Genomic DNA, 17,724 nt, shown 5'->3' with positions numbered 1-17,724 from the left:
AAAAAAGATTGGAATTTCTCCAATCTTTCATTTACTCTGATTTTTCATTAAATGATTGTATAAGAAAAACAATGTTTGTTGCACATAAATGTAAAGCATAGGCATTTAAAGGCAAACAGTGCGGGATAAACTGCTAGCTCTTTTTACGATGGTCTCGTCGATGTAATCATCATTCTTTGATTTCTTTTAATATTATTGTTAAAGGGGCTTTGGCAATCTCTTTGGTCCCTTTTGGAAACATTTGATATATTATAAAAATCGATAAGAAGAACTTATAATCAATAAATATATAAACCCCATTTCATTTGAAATGGGGTTTGCACGTAGTTTAGTTTACTGTAAAGGTTGCATGTGTGACGGCATCATATCCACTGCCGTAGAAATATACGAACTTATACGTCTTGCCTGACTGGTATCGACCTGGATATGAATTCTTACTTGGATCATACGTACCTCTATATGTTCCATTAGTTACTTTTGTATACTCCCACCAAATGGCTGGTACATTCCCAGGAGTTTCACTGACTTCATATAATCCAATCCAGTCACTTTGTGGAACTCTTGCGTTTTCTACCAAAACATCGACTGTTTCGGTCGTTCCAGTTAATGTGTTTTTGGACAGAGTAATCGTGATATTCTCTATTTCACCATCAATTGTTTTTCCTAAAACCTTTAATGCATTTTGACTTTGGTTCCCAAATGCATCTAGTGCAAATACGTTGATCTCATATAATGTATTTGGCTGTAATCCATCAATTTTTAATGTAAGCGGATTAGGAATCGGATCTTTATAAAATTCCGAGAATGCAAGGAATTCTTTCACTTTTTGTCCTTTCGACGAATCGGTGATTTCTACCTTATAATCATGAACCAGCAAGTCATCCTTCGCTTGAGTAAACATAACGGCAAGGCTTGTTGGTGTTGTGAGTTCGTGATTAATCGAAATTAACGAATCCTTTGTGAAAAATGGAGCCTTTTTATCTCGATCTTCTGTATAGATAAAATCATTTTTGTTAGCAGGTAAGGTGATTTCAAAAGGTTCAGCTGTCCAATTATTGTTATGAATATCACGTCGCTTGAGTAATACCTTGTTATTGTACACTTCAACGATGAGTGCCTGGTTAAGGATGTCCGCTCCTTCAGGCACTTCCCCTTGTATTCTTCCAGCATCGAGCCACAAATAAGCACCCGTGGAGGTTCCTATGGATGTAAAGTCCTTTTGATGGATGATTTTAGGGTCATCTAATGGATAGTGGGTGTGACCGGAAAACGAAATCACCTGTGGATAAGCGGCCAATGTATTGTAGAATAAATCCCTATTTTCAGCAAAGCCCCATTCACTTCCATAAACCGTTCCCATAATCGGCTGATGATGGAACACAAAAATCGGTTTGTTCGGATCATCCTGTGCTGCCTGCTTTAACTGTTGTGCTAACCAATTAATTTGAGCTACTGAAAAAGTACCTTCTGTTAGACCATCTTCTGTTCCAAGGATGATAAAATGATAACCTTTAATTACTTTGTGAAAGTAAATCGATTCCATCCCTGACCTTTCAAGGAATCGTTTTTGAGCTTCTGAAACCGAAAGCCCATTCCAATAATCATGGTTTCCGATGGCAATCAAGGAAACCGCATGTTTTTGTTTTTTTGCAGTATAAGTTGAGAAAAACTTATCATATTCTTCCGTGTAACCATTATCAGTTAAATCTCCTACTACCACAAATGCATCCTGCTTTGGGACTAGTAGATTTAATTGATCTAATGTTGTTTTAAATTTTTCTAATGTTTGATTACTGTTTTTATTCATATGTACATCACTAATGACTGGAAATACAAGCTTTGGCTTGACTTTTTTGGATTCAATGATGGAAGAGTTAGACGCAGCGCTCACAGGCAGGCTCGTCAATGAGCCCACTAAAGATGCTCCCATCGCAGCTCCAACCACCATCGTAGTTTTCTGCAAAAAGGCACGTCGATCCATACCCTCACTTAATACATTCTGAGTTTTTAAGGCTTCATCTTTTACCTTGATGTCTTTCATTTTTCCTAATCCCTCCTGTTTAAACCTAATAGTAGATTCTTATATTCTACTTTTTAAATTTACTAAAAAATCATTTAGCCGATGTTAAAGAGGCGTATTATTAATGTAAATATTATTACAACTTTTGAACTAATTAATATTTATCTAATATTCTCTTGTACGATGAGAGATTTTCTGGTTCACATTTAAGTCATTTTGGAGTATTGTCGCATTGTAAAGAGAGTGATATTTCAAGTTCTTTGTTAAAAGGTGCTAAATTGGTGCCAAGCTTGGTGCCCAAATTTGTAAAATTACAGATCACAAGAAAACACTAGAAGGCAACAAAGCTTGATTTATCAGTACTTGAGGATACATCAAGGTACTAGAAAAACAGGTGCCAGCAAACTTCAAAACTGCTTGAGACCTGCGTGCCAGGTCTGGTGGGTTCGATTCCCACACAGTCCCGCCAACCTTTATATATTAGGTTTTTTAACTATTTTTATGAATTTTAAAAATATCATCTTTGGTTACAGAGAATATTTATTTATAATACTGTTACGTTACATAATAAGCTGCTCAAACTGTTGAGTAGCTCAGACTGTCGACAAACTCGAATAAAATCGAGTATGCCGATAGTTTTTTTTTATGTCTGTATTAAAGTTGCTTGTTGATTTACGCTCCAGGCACTTCGCTTTCCTCTGGCGTGCCGGGGAGCCTCCTCGTCGCTACGCTCCTGCGGGGTCTCCCCATCCCCGTACTCCCGCAGGAGTCTTAGCGCCTTCCGCTCCAATCAACCTAGTAGTTTATTAAATCAACAATGACCTTTAAAACAGCTTTTTGTATAATTAAGGTACAGAGAAACAGTTCGCATACTCATTTCATGTAGCTTCGGATTGAAATGGTTTTGTTTTGGGTGCAATTGTAACTCCGGGGAATATCCATGATAGCGTCATATTCGAGCCACAACTTGAGAAGGTCATTGAAAAACACGGGAAACCTGAAGCTGTTGCTGCTGATGCTGGATATAAAACACCTGCTATTGCTCAATTCGTATTTGAAAATGATATTACTCCTGCATTACCATATACACGCCCTCGTACGAAGGATGGTTATATGAAAAAACATGAGTATATTTATGATGAATACTACGATTGTTATTTCTGTCGGCAAGGACAAATACTGAAATATGCAACGACGACGAAGAATGGAAAGCGTCAATTATTCTCTAATCCGCTTGAGTGTCAAAATTGTCCTTTGCTCTCGAATGCACGCAGAGTAAAGAACATAAAAAATTGATTGAGCGACATGTTTGGGAACATTACATAGAAGAAGCCGATCATCTTCGTCACATACAAGAGAATAAAAGCATATACGCAAGACGTAAAGAAACGATTGGACGTGTCTATGCGGATGCTAAGGAAAAGCATGGTATGCGTTGGGCATCCTTAAGAGGCCTAAAAAATTGTCCATGCAAGCGATGCTTACTTTTGCTGCCATGAACTTGAAAAAGATGGCCAACTGGATGTGGAAAGGTCCAGAAATGGCATAATAATATGCGTTGGATAGGTCTGGATTTTGCACTTACGAGCAAAAATCTAATAAAAAGGCATCCGAATGGGCCCATTCGAATGCCTTTTGTCTACAATCTGAGTTGCTCAAAATGTTGAGCAGCTTCTTTTTGCATATTCGGAAAAACGTGAGTAATATCGGTCACTTCTCTAACGCAGCCTTTGCTGTAAACTATCGATCTAACACAATAGGGAACAGGAGTGATGGTTTAAAGGGCGGCAAGCAGGTCGAACAACTGAACTAAATTGCCGTATTTTCCGTATTTTTCGATCATGTTGCGCTCTGAAAAGATGCGGTCTTTCTTCTCGGGATCGTCCCCGATGCCGGAAATTAGCAGAAGGTTGTGCACCGGTTTTTTCTCTGTTTGCAAGGCATATTGCATTAATAATATAATAGAACTCTTAAAATCTTCAAACTGTCCGGGAAACTGGTGACAAAGAGAGTCATGTTCTTGCAAGACGATACCTATAAATTGTAGGTCCTGCTTCAGGGCAAATTTTAAAGATCTAATGTATACATCGAAAACAGGATGCTTTTGTAGAAGCAGGAGCTCATTGTTTCGTGCTTCCTGCTTTTTATTCGCCCTGATCGGATGTTCCTGGTGATACAAGGTTGAATGAGGATCTAAGACAAATTTGGCTCCGGATTTATATAGTCGATAGGCAAATTCGACATCTTCCATTCCCCATCCTTTAAATTCTTCATCATAACCGCCAGCCTTAACGATTAAATCCTTTTTTAAAGAATGATTGAGACCGAATAATGCCCACCATGAAATATATCTATTATCAAGATCGTTTCCCAATTGCTCGTAAAAAACACTGAAAAATTTGTCCGGCACGGAAAATGATTGTAAGTTTGAAAACTTGTTTATGTCTACTTTATCAAGCAATTGTACTGGTTCTTTTAAATCTTTTATGAACGTTCGAAGTTCCATGTTTTTTATGTTTGGCTGCAACCGCTTCTTTACAAACGGACTATTGTTTGCCAAATCGCAAATCTCATTGATTTGTCCGGAATTAAAGTCAGGAAAAAGATGAGTATATAGCTTCGGGATATTTCTCCCTACGACAACGGTTTGCTCTTCTGTTAAATGATACTGGTGTTGGTTTCTCACATAATCGGGATCGGCAATCACTTCGGAATCCAAAAAAATGATAATATTAGCATGCGCCATTTTTAGCCCTATATTTCTGGTACTGGAAAGACCCATATTCGTTTTATTTCGAACGTAATGAAAGCGGAAAAGAGGATTGTAATTTCTTAACTGCGGCGTGTCGTCCGTCGAAGCATCATCAATTAAAATGACTTCCATTTTGGACAAATCAAATGTTTGATTTTCCAATGCATAAAGGCTAAGAAGGTTTAGCGGATAACGGTTATAGGACGGAATAATAATACTGACTTCAATCATCTCTTTATTCTCCTTTCGGAAGAGCGGCTCAGCCATTTTTTTCTTTTCTCTTAATGACGAATTAGCAAATCAAATAGTTTTGTTAAATTTTCCAATCCATACTTCCCCAAAGCTTTATGCTCAATCAATAAACGGTTTCTCCATTCCTCATCATCTTCTATGCCTGTTGACTTTAAAAGGCTCGTTACCGGTTTACCCTCAGCTTTTAACAAAGGGATTTGTTGTAGTAAGACTAGAATCGCTTTCTTAAAATCATTAAACATTGCTGGGTAGTTTTGAGAAAGAGCTTGATATTCGGCCATAATGTTATCCATGAATTTATAATCGTAAACATGAATTCGTTCCAGTGATAGAAGACAGACATCGATATACGGGTGTTTCTGTTGAAAGTAGATTAAATTTTTTGTTTCATGTTCTTTCCAATCCTTCTCTTTTGGATGTTCTTGATGGTAGATGTAGATGTTAGGATCATATGAAAAGTTCGTGCCGGCTTTATAGAGCCGATACCCGTATTCATAGTCTTCCAATCCATGTCCTATAAATTGTTCGTCGAACCCGCCGACAGAATCAACCAGCTTCTTCTTTACGGAATGATTCAAAGTGGTGCAGGAAATCCATGGTAACCGGAAGTCGTCGCTAAAAGCTCGCATAATATTTTGTTCGTATTTTTTTGGTACGGAGAAGTGCTTGATGGTAGAAAAAGAGCGGCAATCTTCCTCAAACAACAGCTGAACAGGTTTATTTGAATTTTTTTTCACGTTCGTTTCAAGCCGATTTTTGACTAAGGGTGAATGGTGCACGATTTCTTCAAATGTGCCTAACTGGGATTGGGTGAATTCGGGGAATAGGAAAGAGAATACTTTATTGGTATTTTTTCCGGTGACGACCAATTGTTCATTTGAAAGATGTCTTTGATAATGGTTTTTCACAAAATCCGGATCCACGATCACTTCCGCGTCCAAAAAAATAAGAATATCGCCTCTAGCTTTTTTTATTCCGATGTTTCTAGATTTCGAACGGCCTAAATTCGTTTTGTTTCTGATGTAGCGAAACGGGTAGGGAGCGCTATAGTTTTGAAGCAAATGCGTTTCGTCTGTAGAGGCATCATCAATCAGTAACACTTCCATTTTTGAAAAATCAAATGTTTGATTTTTCAAAGCATAAAGGGAAAGCATGTTAAGAGGATAGCGGTTATAGGAGGGAAGGATGACGCTCACTTCAATGCTCATTTCGTGTCTCCTCCAGTTTTTTTATTGTTAACATAGTGTTCACTCAGCATGAACTTGGTCCAGGTTCATATCTAGCGCCTTATTAAAAGAACCCATTCATTTACTGGCCAACAGGTCGAATAATTGGACTAGATTACTATATTTTCCGTAGGTTTCGACGACATTTCGCTCTGAAAAAATGCGTTCTTTCCACTCGGAATCATCCGTAATACCTGAACTTTGCAGAAAATTACATACCGGTTTTTTCTGTGATTTCAAGATGTGAATTTGCTGAAGCATAAAGACAATCGAATTCTTAAAATCTTCAAACCGTTCGGGAAAGTCATGGCAAAGGCAATCATGGTCCTGCAAGACCATATCCACAAATTGCAAATCAAGACGTTCGATATATTTCAAAGATCTGATACATACATCGATAAGGGGATGCTTTTGTTGAAACAGGATCCTGTTCTTGTACCCTTCCTGACTTTTATTAGCGCTAATCGGATGTTCCTGGTGATACAAGGTTGAATGAGGATCAAAGATAAATTTTGCTCCGGCTTTATAAAGCCGATAGGAAAATTCGGCATCTTCCGGTCCCCATCCTTTAAAATTTTCATCGTAACCGCCAACCGCGCTAAATAAATTCTTTTTCAGGGAATGATTGAACCCAAAAAGGCACCACCAAGATAAATACCTCTTATCGAGATTGTCTCCCAGCTGCTCGAATAAATTTTGGTAATAGGTGTTCGGCACGGAAAAAGACTTAAATTGTGAAAAGTCCTTCATATCTTTTTGATCAAGCAATTGAATGGAATCCTTTAGATTTTTAATGTATGCTCGAAGATCTATGTCGGTTAAGTCTTGCCGCAGCCTTAGATTCAACCGCTGCTTTGCTATAAGACTATTATGGGCTAAATCGCAAATCTCATTGATTTGGGCGAAATTAAATTCCGGAAAAAGATAAGTATAGACCTTGGGGGTATTTCGCCCGACAACAACAGCCTGCTCATTGGTGAGATGAAACCGATATTGGTTTTTTACATAATCGGGATCCACAATGATCTCCGCATCCAAAAAAATGATAATATTTGCTTGCGCCATTTTAAACCCAATATTTCTGGAAGTTGCCAGACCCTTATTTGTTTCATTTCGAACGTAATGAAAACGGAAAGGAGGATTGTAATTTTTTAACTGCGGCGTGTTGTCCGTTGAAGCATCATCAATAAAAATGATTTCCATTTTGGACAAATCAAATGTTTGATTTTCCAATGCATGAAGACTATGAAGGTTTAGCGGATAACGGTTATAGGACGGAATAATGATACTGACCTCAAACATATGTTTAACCCCTTTCGGACAAACAGCTGAACCATCGTTATTTATATTATTCATTGAGCCTGAACTTGCTCTAGGTTAGTAACCAATACATTTTTTTAAAAAAATCATATACATAGTAGGAAGGGGCAGGAAAAATTGCAAAAAAAATGAGGGATCAATAAAAATGAGAGTTAAATTCAAAATGGATGAAACAATGCTTGCAGCCGCATTGAATCAACAATATGGAATTCATGTAAAGGATTTATTTTTTATTCCATGGGGGACTTCAGCTTATTCGTACCGGGTAAATTGTGTTAATGGAGAGTGCTATTATCTTAAATTGTTTGATACTACAGATAGCAAACAAAGAAATTTTGCAGAACGCATAGATTTCTCTCTTGCGATAACCTGGAAGCTGTACCATGAAGGGGTTTTCCGAGATCTCACTTATCCGATTAAAACCAAGGATGGCCATTTTAAAGCGGTTTTCAACCAAACAGCTCTCATTTTGTTTAATTTTATAGAGGGAAAAACGTTAAAGGACACCTCTACTTCAAAAGAAACCATTGAAAAAACAGCAAAATTAATTGCCTCGCTTCACAAAGCAACCCCGAAAATTGATCAGAATGAGGCTAAACAAGAACAGTTCTATATTGGGACGCAAAAATGGTTAATGCGGAGTCTTTCTGTTCTTGAAACAAAAACAAAATTTGATCATCCTTACAAAAAAGCATTACAGGAACTGATTTTAACTAATAAGGAAAAGATACTGAATTATTTGAATCTCTTAAGAAGCCTACATGCCTCGGTGATAACGATTGAGAAAGAAAGAGTTTTCTGTCATGGGGATTTAGGGACCGGTAATATCATCATTGATCATGATGAGATATTTTTGATCGATTGGGAATATGCCGTTTTCGCCCCGCCTGAATTTGATTTGTCCTGTTTCATCAGTACAGATTTTGAATTTTTCTTTCGGCAATATGAAAAATTTTTGGACCAAAAAGTCATTTTACATGCGGATTTAATAAAATTTTATTCATACCGAAGCAAGCTCGACCAATTAAACCATCTAATCACCAATATACTGTATAGAAATACAGATGAATCTCATAATGGAATGGACTTAGAGGAGATTACTAAATATAGTTTACCTGAATTGGATCGTTTGGGGTATTTAATCGACGATATTCAAAGCAGGCTAAAAGAAAATTTTATATAAAATGAAGCGGCGAGAACGGTTGTAAAGCCGAGATGGAATCGAGGGACAGTCAAGATGAGGGTTAAATACCAAATGGATGAAATGAAGCTCGCTGCATTGCTGAATCAAGAATATGGAATTCATGTAAAAGATCTGGTCCATATTCCATGGGGTACTTCTGCTTATTCGTATCGGATCAATTGTGTTAATGGCGACTGTTATTATCTTAAATTGTTTGATACCGCTAATGACAAACAGAGGGAATCTGCAGAACGCTTGGACTTCTCTCTTGCGATAACCTGTAAGATGTATCATGAGTGGATTTTTCGAAATCTCACTTATCCGATAAAAACCAAGGATGGCAGATATAAAACTATCTTCAACCAAACAGCCCTTGTTCTGTTTAATTTTATCGAGGGATTAGCGTTAAAGGACGCCTCATCCTCAAAAGAGACCGTTACAAAGATAGCAACATTAATTGCCGCACTTCACAAAGCCACGCCGAAAATTAAACAGAAAGAGGTTAGACAAGAAAAGTTCGATATGTGGACGCATAGATGGTTAGTGCGTAATCTGTCTGTTCTTGAATCGACAACAACATTTGATAATCCATATAAAGAAGAATTAAGGGAACTAATGTTAACACACAAGGAACAAATATTGAATTATTTGAATCTCTTAAGCAGCCTTCATACATCGGTAAAGGCTATTCAAAAAGAAAGTGTTTTCTGCCATGGGGATCTATGGGCCGGCAATTTAATTATTCATCACGATGAGTTATTTTTGATCGATTGGGAATATGCCGTTTTTGCCCCGCCTGAATTTGATTTGTCCAATTTCATCAGTATGGACTTTGAATTTTTCTTTAGTCAATACGAAGAGCACTTCGGTCAAAAAGTAATCTTGCACGTGGATTTAATCCGTTTTTATTCATACCGAAGAAGGCTGGATTATTTAAAACATCTAATCAACAATATATTGCATCGAAATACGGATGAAACGCATTACAGAATGGATCTTCATGATCTTTCTAAATATTGTTTACCTGAATTGAATAGTTTAGAGCCTATGATCAGGAAAATCCAGAATATGTTAAGACATAATATAATATAAAAGGTGATGCGCGAAAGGGGTTGTTCCCTTCGCGATCGTTTACTTTCGGGCCAGCAGGCGAATAACTGTATCAAACTGCGATAAGGCATTTTGACTGTCAGGGCTTAAGATATCACTTGATTTTTTGCTTCAATTTTATATACATCGCGGGTTCTAATTTCTTTGCGTGTTCCATAAAAGGTTTTAATAAACGTAAAACCTTTAATTCCTTAAACAGGTTTTTGAGATCCCCCTGCGTGGATTTATCATAGACTTTCACAAAATCAATCAGTTTAATAACTTCCTGCTCGGTAACAATGGAGTGTCTTAAAGAGACTATTTACAATTCCTTATCAATTGTTTACTGAATATTTACACAAATACTATCTTCTCTTAAAACTTCTCATTTAATCTATTACTAGATTCAAAATATACATAATGAGGAGAGATAGTTTATGAATAATGAAACCTCTAAAAATGGCTTTAACAGAAGAGACTTTTTAAAAGCAGGGGGAATGAGTACACTGGCTCTTACTCTTGGATCAACTGGTGTGTTAGCACTTGGTTCGAAAGCATTTGCGGATACGACCAATAATCCTACTAGCGGTTTTGGCGGATATGGTCCTTTGGTACCGGATCCAAATGGAATTCTCGATCTTCCACAAGGGTTTCATTACAAATTAATCTCCAAAGAGGGAGATCTGATGTCAAACGGGGCAAAAATCCCGGGAGCCTTTGATGGAATGGCAGCTTTCGAGGGTCCTAAGAATACAACCATTCTTGTTCGTAACCATGAATTAGGGGCAGGCGCAGCATTTGGTAGCAATCCTTATGACGCGACAGCTAAAGGTGGTACAACGGCTCTAGTTGTAGGAGCAAACCGAGAAGTGATCGATGAATATGTAACCTCTTCTGGTACGATTCGAAATTGTGCCGGTGGTGCAACACCTTGGGGTACTTGGCTGACTTGTGAAGAAACACGGTCCGCAACACACGGATATGTATTCGAAGTAGATCCGACACAGCCGGAGAACGAAATGTCCAGAACTCCAATCAAGGAAATGGGACGCTTTTCCCACGAAGCCTGTGCGATTGATCCAGCGACAGGATATGTATACTTAACTGAGGATGCAAGCCCAAGTTACTTTTACCGTTTTATCCCAACTGACACCGACCAAAAGCCGGGTGCCCTGCAAAATGGCGGAAAGCTTTATGCGGCGGCTATTGAAGCGGTACAACGTCCAGCAGCTAGCACCTTTAAAACAGGACAAAAATTTGAGATCGTTTGGAAAGTAGTAGATCCTCATCTGTGCCGCGAAGATGCCAAGGCACAAAACTGTATTGAGTTCAGTAGATTAGAAGGAGCGTTCTTCCAAGAGGGTGTTTTCTGGTTCGATGACACCTCTGCCGGTGAGAAAAAACTTGGGCGCCTATACCGTTATGTTCCTCACACGAATACATTGGAGCTTTTCTATGAGGGAAATGATGCACGAGAAATGGAATATCCAGATAATATCTGCATGACTCCATGGGGTGACCTTTGGTATGCAGAGGATGGTTCAGGGCAAGATCGACTTATGGGAATTACCCCTGAAGGTAAAGTCTATCCTTTTGCCGCCAACCGTCAAAGTGGATCTGAATTGGCAGGACCAATCTTCTCGCCTGATGGAAACACGCTGTTTGTCAATATTCAAGACCCAGGTCAAACCTTTGCTATTTGGGGACCGTTCCAACGCAGAAACTCTGCACGTGCAAGAGAAATGTCCTATGCTGCTCCTGTAAATCTTGCTCCGCAAGTTTCGGATAAAGTGGCTAAGGCTGCCGAGGAACAAGGTATGTCCATTCTAGAAGCGGCAGCATTTGAGCGCCATGGAGTGAATTTAAGCTAAACTACGGAATTTAAAATATAAATTAAGGTCTAAGTGGTGCCATGCCTGGTACCATTTTTTTTTTGAATTACAAATCACAAGGAAACATTAGAATACAGATTTGGACAAGTCCTACGAAAAACTGTTTAGACTGATATATAAAACCGTTCAACCTCTTTCGTAATGTTTATTATGCAAAGGCTTTTAATTTTGTGTCAAGGTCAATTAAGAAGGAGTTAGCGTGAAGTGAAATCGATAAATGTCGTTGCGTTGCTATTTGGAATCATTTGGGATGACTAAAATGGATAAACAAGAAGCGTTTATGCAAGGGAGAACATAATGAAACTTTATCACACCATTTGATAGAAATATAGTAAGGAATTCACTTATTTGGTATTGTTTTTTATGGTATCTTTTGTAAAAGGATATTCAGAAAAAAGTTGGTGTAACGATTGAGTAAAAAGAAACAAAAACGCAAAGCTAGGAAGGAACCAAGTACGTTCGGTACAGCACTAAAGCTTTTAGGCTGTTTTTTCGTCGTATTGTATTTAGGCTGGTATATGATGGTGGGGCATTTAGACGGGGAAACCTTTCATGGAGTCGTGGAGCTTCCCTTAAAGGAGAGCTATGCGAACGCAATATATGGATTGGCATTAATACATTGGATCATAGGAATTCCTAGTCTCATTGTTTTTTTAATATTAATTGGAAAAAGGAACAAAAGTGAATTCATGACAGCCTGTTTATATAGTGTCCCTATTTTTTTTATGGGTTTAGGCTTTACGATTCAGTATATGGTTTTGTTAGTTAAAGTTGGTGCTGAATCCTTTTGGTGGTTTTATGTTATTGCTGCAGTCCTCGGCTTCCTAATAGCCAATTTCTTAATCTATTTGGATAAAAGTAAATTACGTACTGTTTTGATTGGACTGGGTACTCTGTTAATAGTCCTTAGCTGGATCCTATTAGTCATGGCGAACTCTGCCGATGGAAATTATATTATTACTTACAGGGATAAACTTAGAGGAAGTTTCTCGATTAAGACTATGGTAGGAACCTTTCAATCAATGGGAATTATGATTTTCCTGCTTATGTATGGTTTTCTATTGAAGCTTCGATTTGGTGGGGAAGAGTAAGAGTCTTTTCCTACACGCTAACTATTCAACCGCACAGTGGATTACACTTGTGCGTTTTTTAGTGCCCGCCCTCTGTACTTTAACTATATAGTGTACTGGGGGACAGGCACTGGTTAGTAAGGTATATGGGATCCAGTCTAGGTAATAGGCTACCTTTATAAGGAAGCTACTACCCATTAACGACTTGTCCACCATTATTGTGCAGAATTTGTCCAGAAACATAGGATGAATCAGAATGTGAAGCGAGGTCGACAAATGCAGGAGCAATCTCCTCCGGCTGTCCTGGGCGCTTCATCGGTGAATTCTGTCCAAATTTACTTACTTCTTCCGCGGTAAAAGTAGAAGGAATAAGCGGTGTCCATATGGGTCCTGGGGCGACTCCATTTACCCTGATTCCTTTCTCGGCCAGCTGAAGTGCAAGAGACCTTGTAAAGGATGTTATGGCACCTTTTGTAGAAGAATAGTCTAGCAGCTTTGGGTGCCCTTTATAGGCAGTAATGGATGTTGTATTAATAATGGCACTTCCTTTCTTAAGGTGAGGTAACGCCGAACTTGTTAAATGGAACATAGAAAAAACATTTGTCCGGAATGTCTTTTCCAGCTGTTCTGTACCGATATCCATTATGCTGTCCTGAGGGTGCTGTTCACCCGCATTGTTCACAAGGATATCAAGGCTGCCAAGATCATCTACAGTTTGCTGTACAGCTTGTTTACAGAAGTCTTCATCACCGATGTCCCCAGCAATTAATAGGCACCTTCCATCATGCTCCTCAACCAGATGTTTCGTTTCTTCGGCGTCATTGCTTTCATTTAAATAAATAATCGCAACATTTGCTCCTTCCTTTGCGAAAGCTATTGCTACTGAACGTCCAATTCCACTGTCTCCACCGGTAATTATTGCATTCTTTCCTTGTAGCTTGTTGCTTCCTTGGTAGTTCGGATTTTCGGTTTCTGGAAGTGGCCTCATATCCTTCTCCATTCCTGGCTGCTGGTTTTGTTCTTGTGCAGGTAATTTGCTTGGGTACTGTTCATTGTTCATTTGATATTACCTCCTGTAAATTTGGGATGTTAATTCAGTACCCTTTAGATAAAGAGAATAAACTATTATTATTTTTATACCCCTATTGATTTATCTTCCAATCTTTTAAAAGGCGAAAAATGTAGAAATTTCAATTAAAATGGAAAACGAAAAATGTTAAAGAGTTCGAGGGAATGGGAATGATAAAATCAAATACATCTCAGATGAATATTGTTGCAAGATAAGTTTTTTATGTAACCGAACAATACTCTAATGGGGGAATGGAAAATGAAAATCTTTAAACCGGAATGGCTTTCGTTAAGCAAAGAAATAAAACTGAAACTAATTCGTTTAGCGATATTGGAAAACAAGAGCAGATACTCCTAACGGTCATAAGAAAGATTAAAATAGTTAATAGTTTCACACGCAGTCCGAGGCAATATATGGCCAAGAAATCAACGGCAAAACTTTAAAATTCTCGGAAAGGGAGGATTGCGGAGTTGAATAAGACGACATAAATAACATGATTTCATCATATTTATCATCAATGAGAGCTTAAAGAGGTGAAAACATGTTATGTAATGTTGGCAGAAGATTCATCTGGTTTCTGATTGGAAGTTCGATCTTTGCTGCCTTTATCGGGTATGTTCTGTTTAAGGCTGGCCTCATATCATTTCAAGGTATTCCTCAATCCCAAAGAGCACTGAATATAAAAGATCGCAATCGAAATAAAAGAGTGGGTAAAATTCGAGTTACTTAGAAATTTCTAGATCATCCCTATGTATTTTAGTTGTTCATATCATCATTTATTTTAAAATAAAAAATATTTATTTAAGGGCACAAGTGCATAATAAACTATTGCTCTTTTATCTATGGAACGATATGAATGTTTAACTTCAAGTAGGTGTAGTCATGACAAAACAGAATGGCGAAAATATTTATATGTGACGATTGTTCAAGTGAGAAGAAAGAACATGTATGAAGGTTTGATTTGCTACCTTCTACAAAAATTGAAGATTCATCGGTTACGATAGTATCTAATAAAGAAAGATTTGGTGGTCACGTTTTGGTAACGTACTAAAAATAATAAAAGACAAGCACTATATAATAAAAATTGCTGCATGGATGATTGGGGACTTGTTTTTTTTAGCGAATAAACTTGGAGGGTACGATTTTCATCGCACCCTCCAAAATCATTTATATGTAATCATACTGTAAAAAGACGCATTTATATAGCCGCTTTTTACCGATTGGATCATTCATTCATAAGCTTCTTCAAACCTATATTGATTTTCCAGTGATAATGAAAGATTGAACATCGAAGGGGGATATCCATTGTTATGGCAATAATATTAAAGCGCCTGTCACTACTCCGTTTTAGTTGAATCCAATTCAACATGAATCGGTGGTGACAGGCGCATTTTTTAAAAACGATAGGAAGCAAACGGTTCCCCATTAAGGAAAGGCATGCTGGCACGATCAAGTGCCTCGGTTGTTGATGGGTCCAAGTTTAGTGCTAGACATTTTAAATTTTCAATAACCTGTTCTTCCCGTGTTGCACCGACAATAATGGTAGAAACCACCGACCGGCTCAATAGCCATGCCAGCGATAATGCTGCCGGTGATGTGTCGAGTTCCTTTGCCGACAAGGAAACTTGTTTTACAAGCTGAATATGTTTGGCATCCAGCCGTTGGCCGATAATAGAGTTTGGATCTTTATCTAACCTGGAACCTGCAGGTATTTGAGTCCCATCGCCATACTTTCCGGTTAAAAGGCCGCCTGCGAGTGGGAAAAATGGAATAATGCCAACACCTTGATCCAGACAGCATGGAACCAATTCTTGTTCGGGTGTACGGTCAGCAAGGGAGTAGGAGTTTTGAATGGAGATAAATCGAGAAAGCCCTTGTCGTTCACTTATACCAAGCGCCTTCATTAATTCCCATGCTGCAAAGTTAGAAGCGCCGATATAGCGGATCTTACCAGCTCGTACAAGATCATCAAGAGTTCTTAGTGTTTCCTCTAATGGTGTATTCGGGTCAAATCTATGAATCTGGTAAAGATCGATATAGTCGGTACGAAGACGTTTTAGGCTGTCTTCTACTTCTCGTTGAATATGCAGCCTGGAAGCTCCTTTGTTATTTGGACCTTCACCAATAGGAGATCCTCCTTTTGTTGCAATGATTACGTTATGTCTGCGGTCAGCCAATGCTTCACCGATGATTTGCTCAGACTTCGTACCTGAATAGACATTCGCAGTATCAATAAAATTGATTCCCTGATCAAGCGCTTGATGAATGATGCGATTAGACGTGGTCTGGTCGGCACGTGTGCCAAATGAGTTCCCCCCGAGTCCCAGTGCAGAAACACGTAATCCACTGTTTCCAAGATACCGATATTTCATTTTATTTCCTCCCCATGCTGATTTAAAGGTAGTTATGTAAACGCTAACATACGCTAGTTTAATTTAAATAAATATGAGTTTGAAAGTCAATCTTTTTTCAATGGTAGATATAAAGTGCTTTGAGGTCTGTAAATCGTTATTCTGTATGTTCATATGTGCTAACTTAATCATATTTACGTTTTGTTTAAACCAGTTGGATTCTATAAAAATTACAAAATAGTAATTAAGAGTTTTGCAAGGAAATTTCTTGCAGAGTGTTTTTTCGATAACAAAAAGTGCCAGGCACCATCCAATTATAAGACAAATCAATGATTTGACTGAGGATGAGTTAAGAGAAGTCTATCGTCAAATTAGAAAGAAAAGAAGGACCTGGAAAGTACAGGGGAGAGAAGAGTCTTTAAAAGCAGAACAAGCAAAAGAAGCTCTTTTTCAGGAACTTTACGGGAAATTATGCTATTGGTGCAATGGTCACCAGTATTTTAAGGAAGAGGGGAAACCAAGTTCCTACGATTACATATTGATAGATAAGGAGACAGTTAAAGCCCGAAGGAAAACTTCCGAACAAATGAAGGGAGAAACCGCAAACCGTGCTATTATTTTAGGGTTAATTGATTCCATACAGGGACTAAGCCGAGAACGGAAATGTCAGATTGAAATTATCACAAAAATTGCTTGGGGTTATGCCAAAATGCAACGGGAGAATAAGGGAATTAATGGCGACCTGCTGAAGCAATTACAAGAAGTTCTAGAAGGAAGAGGTGATATTGTAGAAATTTTGAAGACCGAAGTCTTATTGAAAAGTATCTATCTTAGAGCAAAAGAGCTTGTGACTGCGTACATTAATAGGGTACTAACGAGATTTTCCTTAATAATTGTGAAATAATAAAGTAATCAATGGTTATAATAAAACAAATATTTATCTAATTAAAAAAATTATTATGTTAACCGGATAAACTAGAGCCAGCGACTTCCTAATAAAGGAATATTCCTGGCTTTTTATGGATTTTTTTGTCAAATATAGTAGAATAGTAGGCAGATGTAGTTCCTTTAGTAGGAAGTTAGGAGGATAATTTTTTGAATATCGACTTTTATTCAAAAGTGAAGGAAATAGAAAAAAAGACGACAAATTTAATTAATGATTACCAACAGGATTTTTATAAACATTTATTAAATAAAGATCATCTGATAGAGATTGAAATAGAGGACACTAATACCTTATTTGAACAACTGGCTGATGATCCTGGAATCTATTACTTCGAGGTGCGCTTTCCAAAATTTGCAGATTTCATAACATTTGAGGAGTTTCATGAAGAATTTACATCTAAATGGAATGAAATAGGTGATACCTATAAGTCTCCCAAATTTTATAAAACAAATGCGGAATTTCATTTTAACAATATTCAAAAAGGAAATTGGGTACCTTTTACCTAGGAAAGAGGAAGAAGTTAAAGAATCGTGTGATGGAACACATCCTGGGTC

13 protein-coding genes, 1 tRNA gene and 1 pseudogene are annotated in these 17,724 nt (G+C 37.8%); 9 read left to right on the top strand and 6 right to left on the bottom strand.

What is annotated here, in order from left to right; genetic code table 11:
- Positions 1 to 328: 328 nt before the first annotated feature.
- Positions 329 to 2,041 (bottom strand): metallophosphoesterase, encoded by a 1,713-nt coding sequence (locus J2Y03_RS05555; RefSeq protein ID WP_310191690.1) that lies wholly within the window; start codon positions 2,039 to 2,041, stop codon positions 329 to 331.
- Positions 2,042 to 2,398: 357 nt separating this feature from the next.
- Between J2Y03_RS05555 and J2Y03_RS05550 the strand changes: the two genes are divergently transcribed.
- Positions 2,399 to 2,489: transfer RNA gene (locus J2Y03_RS05550), tRNA-Sec, on the top strand.
- Positions 2,490 to 2,875: 386 nt separating this feature from the next.
- Positions 2,876 to 3,569 (top strand): annotated as a pseudogene (locus J2Y03_RS05545) (transposase); the annotation flags it as partial.
- A 228-nt stretch (positions 3,570 to 3,797) separates the two neighbouring features.
- On the opposite strand, the gene J2Y03_RS05540 reads toward J2Y03_RS05545, so the two are convergent.
- From J2Y03_RS05540 to J2Y03_RS05530, 3 genes are all read right to left on the bottom strand, one after another.
- Entirely contained in the window at positions 3,798 to 5,003 is a 1,206-nt protein-coding gene (locus tag J2Y03_RS05540; RefSeq protein WP_310191688.1) for a glycosyltransferase family 2 protein, read from the bottom strand.
- Between the two features lie 50 nt (positions 5,004 to 5,053).
- On the bottom strand, positions 5,054 to 6,232 hold the full coding sequence (locus J2Y03_RS05535) for a glycosyltransferase family 2 protein (protein WP_310191686.1): 1,179 nt from the start codon (positions 6,230 to 6,232) through the stop codon (positions 5,054 to 5,056).
- Positions 6,233 to 6,328: 96 nt separating this feature from the next.
- Positions 6,329 to 7,552: a glycosyltransferase family 2 protein gene (locus J2Y03_RS05530; protein WP_310191684.1), complete on the bottom strand. Its 1,224-nt coding sequence runs from the start codon at positions 7,550 to 7,552 to the stop codon at positions 6,329 to 6,331.
- Between the two features lie 163 nt (positions 7,553 to 7,715).
- Here J2Y03_RS05530 and J2Y03_RS05525 point away from each other — a divergent pair, with 163 nt between their 5' ends.
- The 4 genes from J2Y03_RS05525 (at position 7,716) to J2Y03_RS05510 (ending at position 12,825) form a co-directional block, all read left to right on the top strand.
- Positions 7,716 to 8,753 carry an aminoglycoside phosphotransferase family protein gene (locus J2Y03_RS05525; RefSeq protein WP_310191683.1) on the top strand — a complete coding sequence of 346 codons (1,038 nt, stop codon included), beginning with the start codon at positions 7,716 to 7,718 and terminating at the stop codon, positions 8,751 to 8,753.
- Positions 8,754 to 8,807: 54 nt separating this feature from the next.
- Entirely contained in the window at positions 8,808 to 9,845 is a 1,038-nt protein-coding gene (locus tag J2Y03_RS05520; protein ID WP_310191680.1) for a phosphotransferase, read from the top strand.
- Between the two features lie 434 nt (positions 9,846 to 10,279).
- Positions 10,280 to 11,713, top strand: coding sequence for an alkaline phosphatase PhoX (locus J2Y03_RS05515; RefSeq protein WP_310191677.1), 1,434 nt, complete (start codon positions 10,280 to 10,282; stop codon positions 11,711 to 11,713).
- Between the two features lie 431 nt (positions 11,714 to 12,144).
- Entirely contained in the window at positions 12,145 to 12,825 is a 681-nt protein-coding gene (locus J2Y03_RS05510; RefSeq protein ID WP_310191675.1) for a hypothetical protein, read from the top strand.
- A gap of 169 nt (positions 12,826 to 12,994) precedes the next feature.
- Here J2Y03_RS05510 and J2Y03_RS05505 read toward each other — a convergent pair whose 3' ends face one another.
- Positions 12,995 to 13,864 (bottom strand): SDR family oxidoreductase, encoded by an 870-nt coding sequence (locus J2Y03_RS05505; RefSeq protein WP_310191672.1) that lies wholly within the window; start codon positions 13,862 to 13,864, stop codon positions 12,995 to 12,997.
- A gap of 550 nt (positions 13,865 to 14,414) precedes the next feature.
- Here J2Y03_RS05505 and J2Y03_RS05500 point away from each other — a divergent pair.
- Positions 14,415 to 14,603: a hypothetical protein gene (locus tag J2Y03_RS05500; protein ID WP_310191669.1), complete on the top strand. Its 189-nt coding sequence runs from the start codon at positions 14,415 to 14,417 to the stop codon at positions 14,601 to 14,603.
- A 664-nt stretch (positions 14,604 to 15,267) separates the two neighbouring features.
- Here the strand turns inward: J2Y03_RS05500 and J2Y03_RS05495 are convergent.
- Entirely contained in the window at positions 15,268 to 16,245 is a 978-nt protein-coding gene (locus tag J2Y03_RS05495) for an aldo/keto reductase (protein WP_310191666.1), read from the bottom strand.
- 247 nt (positions 16,246 to 16,492) lie between these two features.
- Here J2Y03_RS05495 and J2Y03_RS05490 point away from each other — a divergent pair, with 247 nt between their 5' ends.
- Entirely contained in the window at positions 16,493 to 17,128 is a 636-nt protein-coding gene (locus J2Y03_RS05490; protein WP_310191665.1) for a hypothetical protein, read from the top strand.
- 191 nt (positions 17,129 to 17,319) lie between these two features.
- On the top strand, positions 17,320 to 17,676 hold the full coding sequence (locus tag J2Y03_RS05485) for a hypothetical protein (protein WP_310191662.1): 357 nt from the start codon (positions 17,320 to 17,322) through the stop codon (positions 17,674 to 17,676).
- The last annotated feature ends 48 nt before the right edge of the window (positions 17,677 to 17,724 follow it).

Origin of the sequence: Neobacillus niacini, from assembly GCF_031457145.1 — a bacterium.
Classification (GTDB): domain Bacteria; phylum Bacillota; class Bacilli; order Bacillales; family Cytobacillaceae; genus Neobacillus; species Neobacillus niacini_J.
This window is presented reverse-complemented; position numbering and strand designations above follow the sequence as displayed.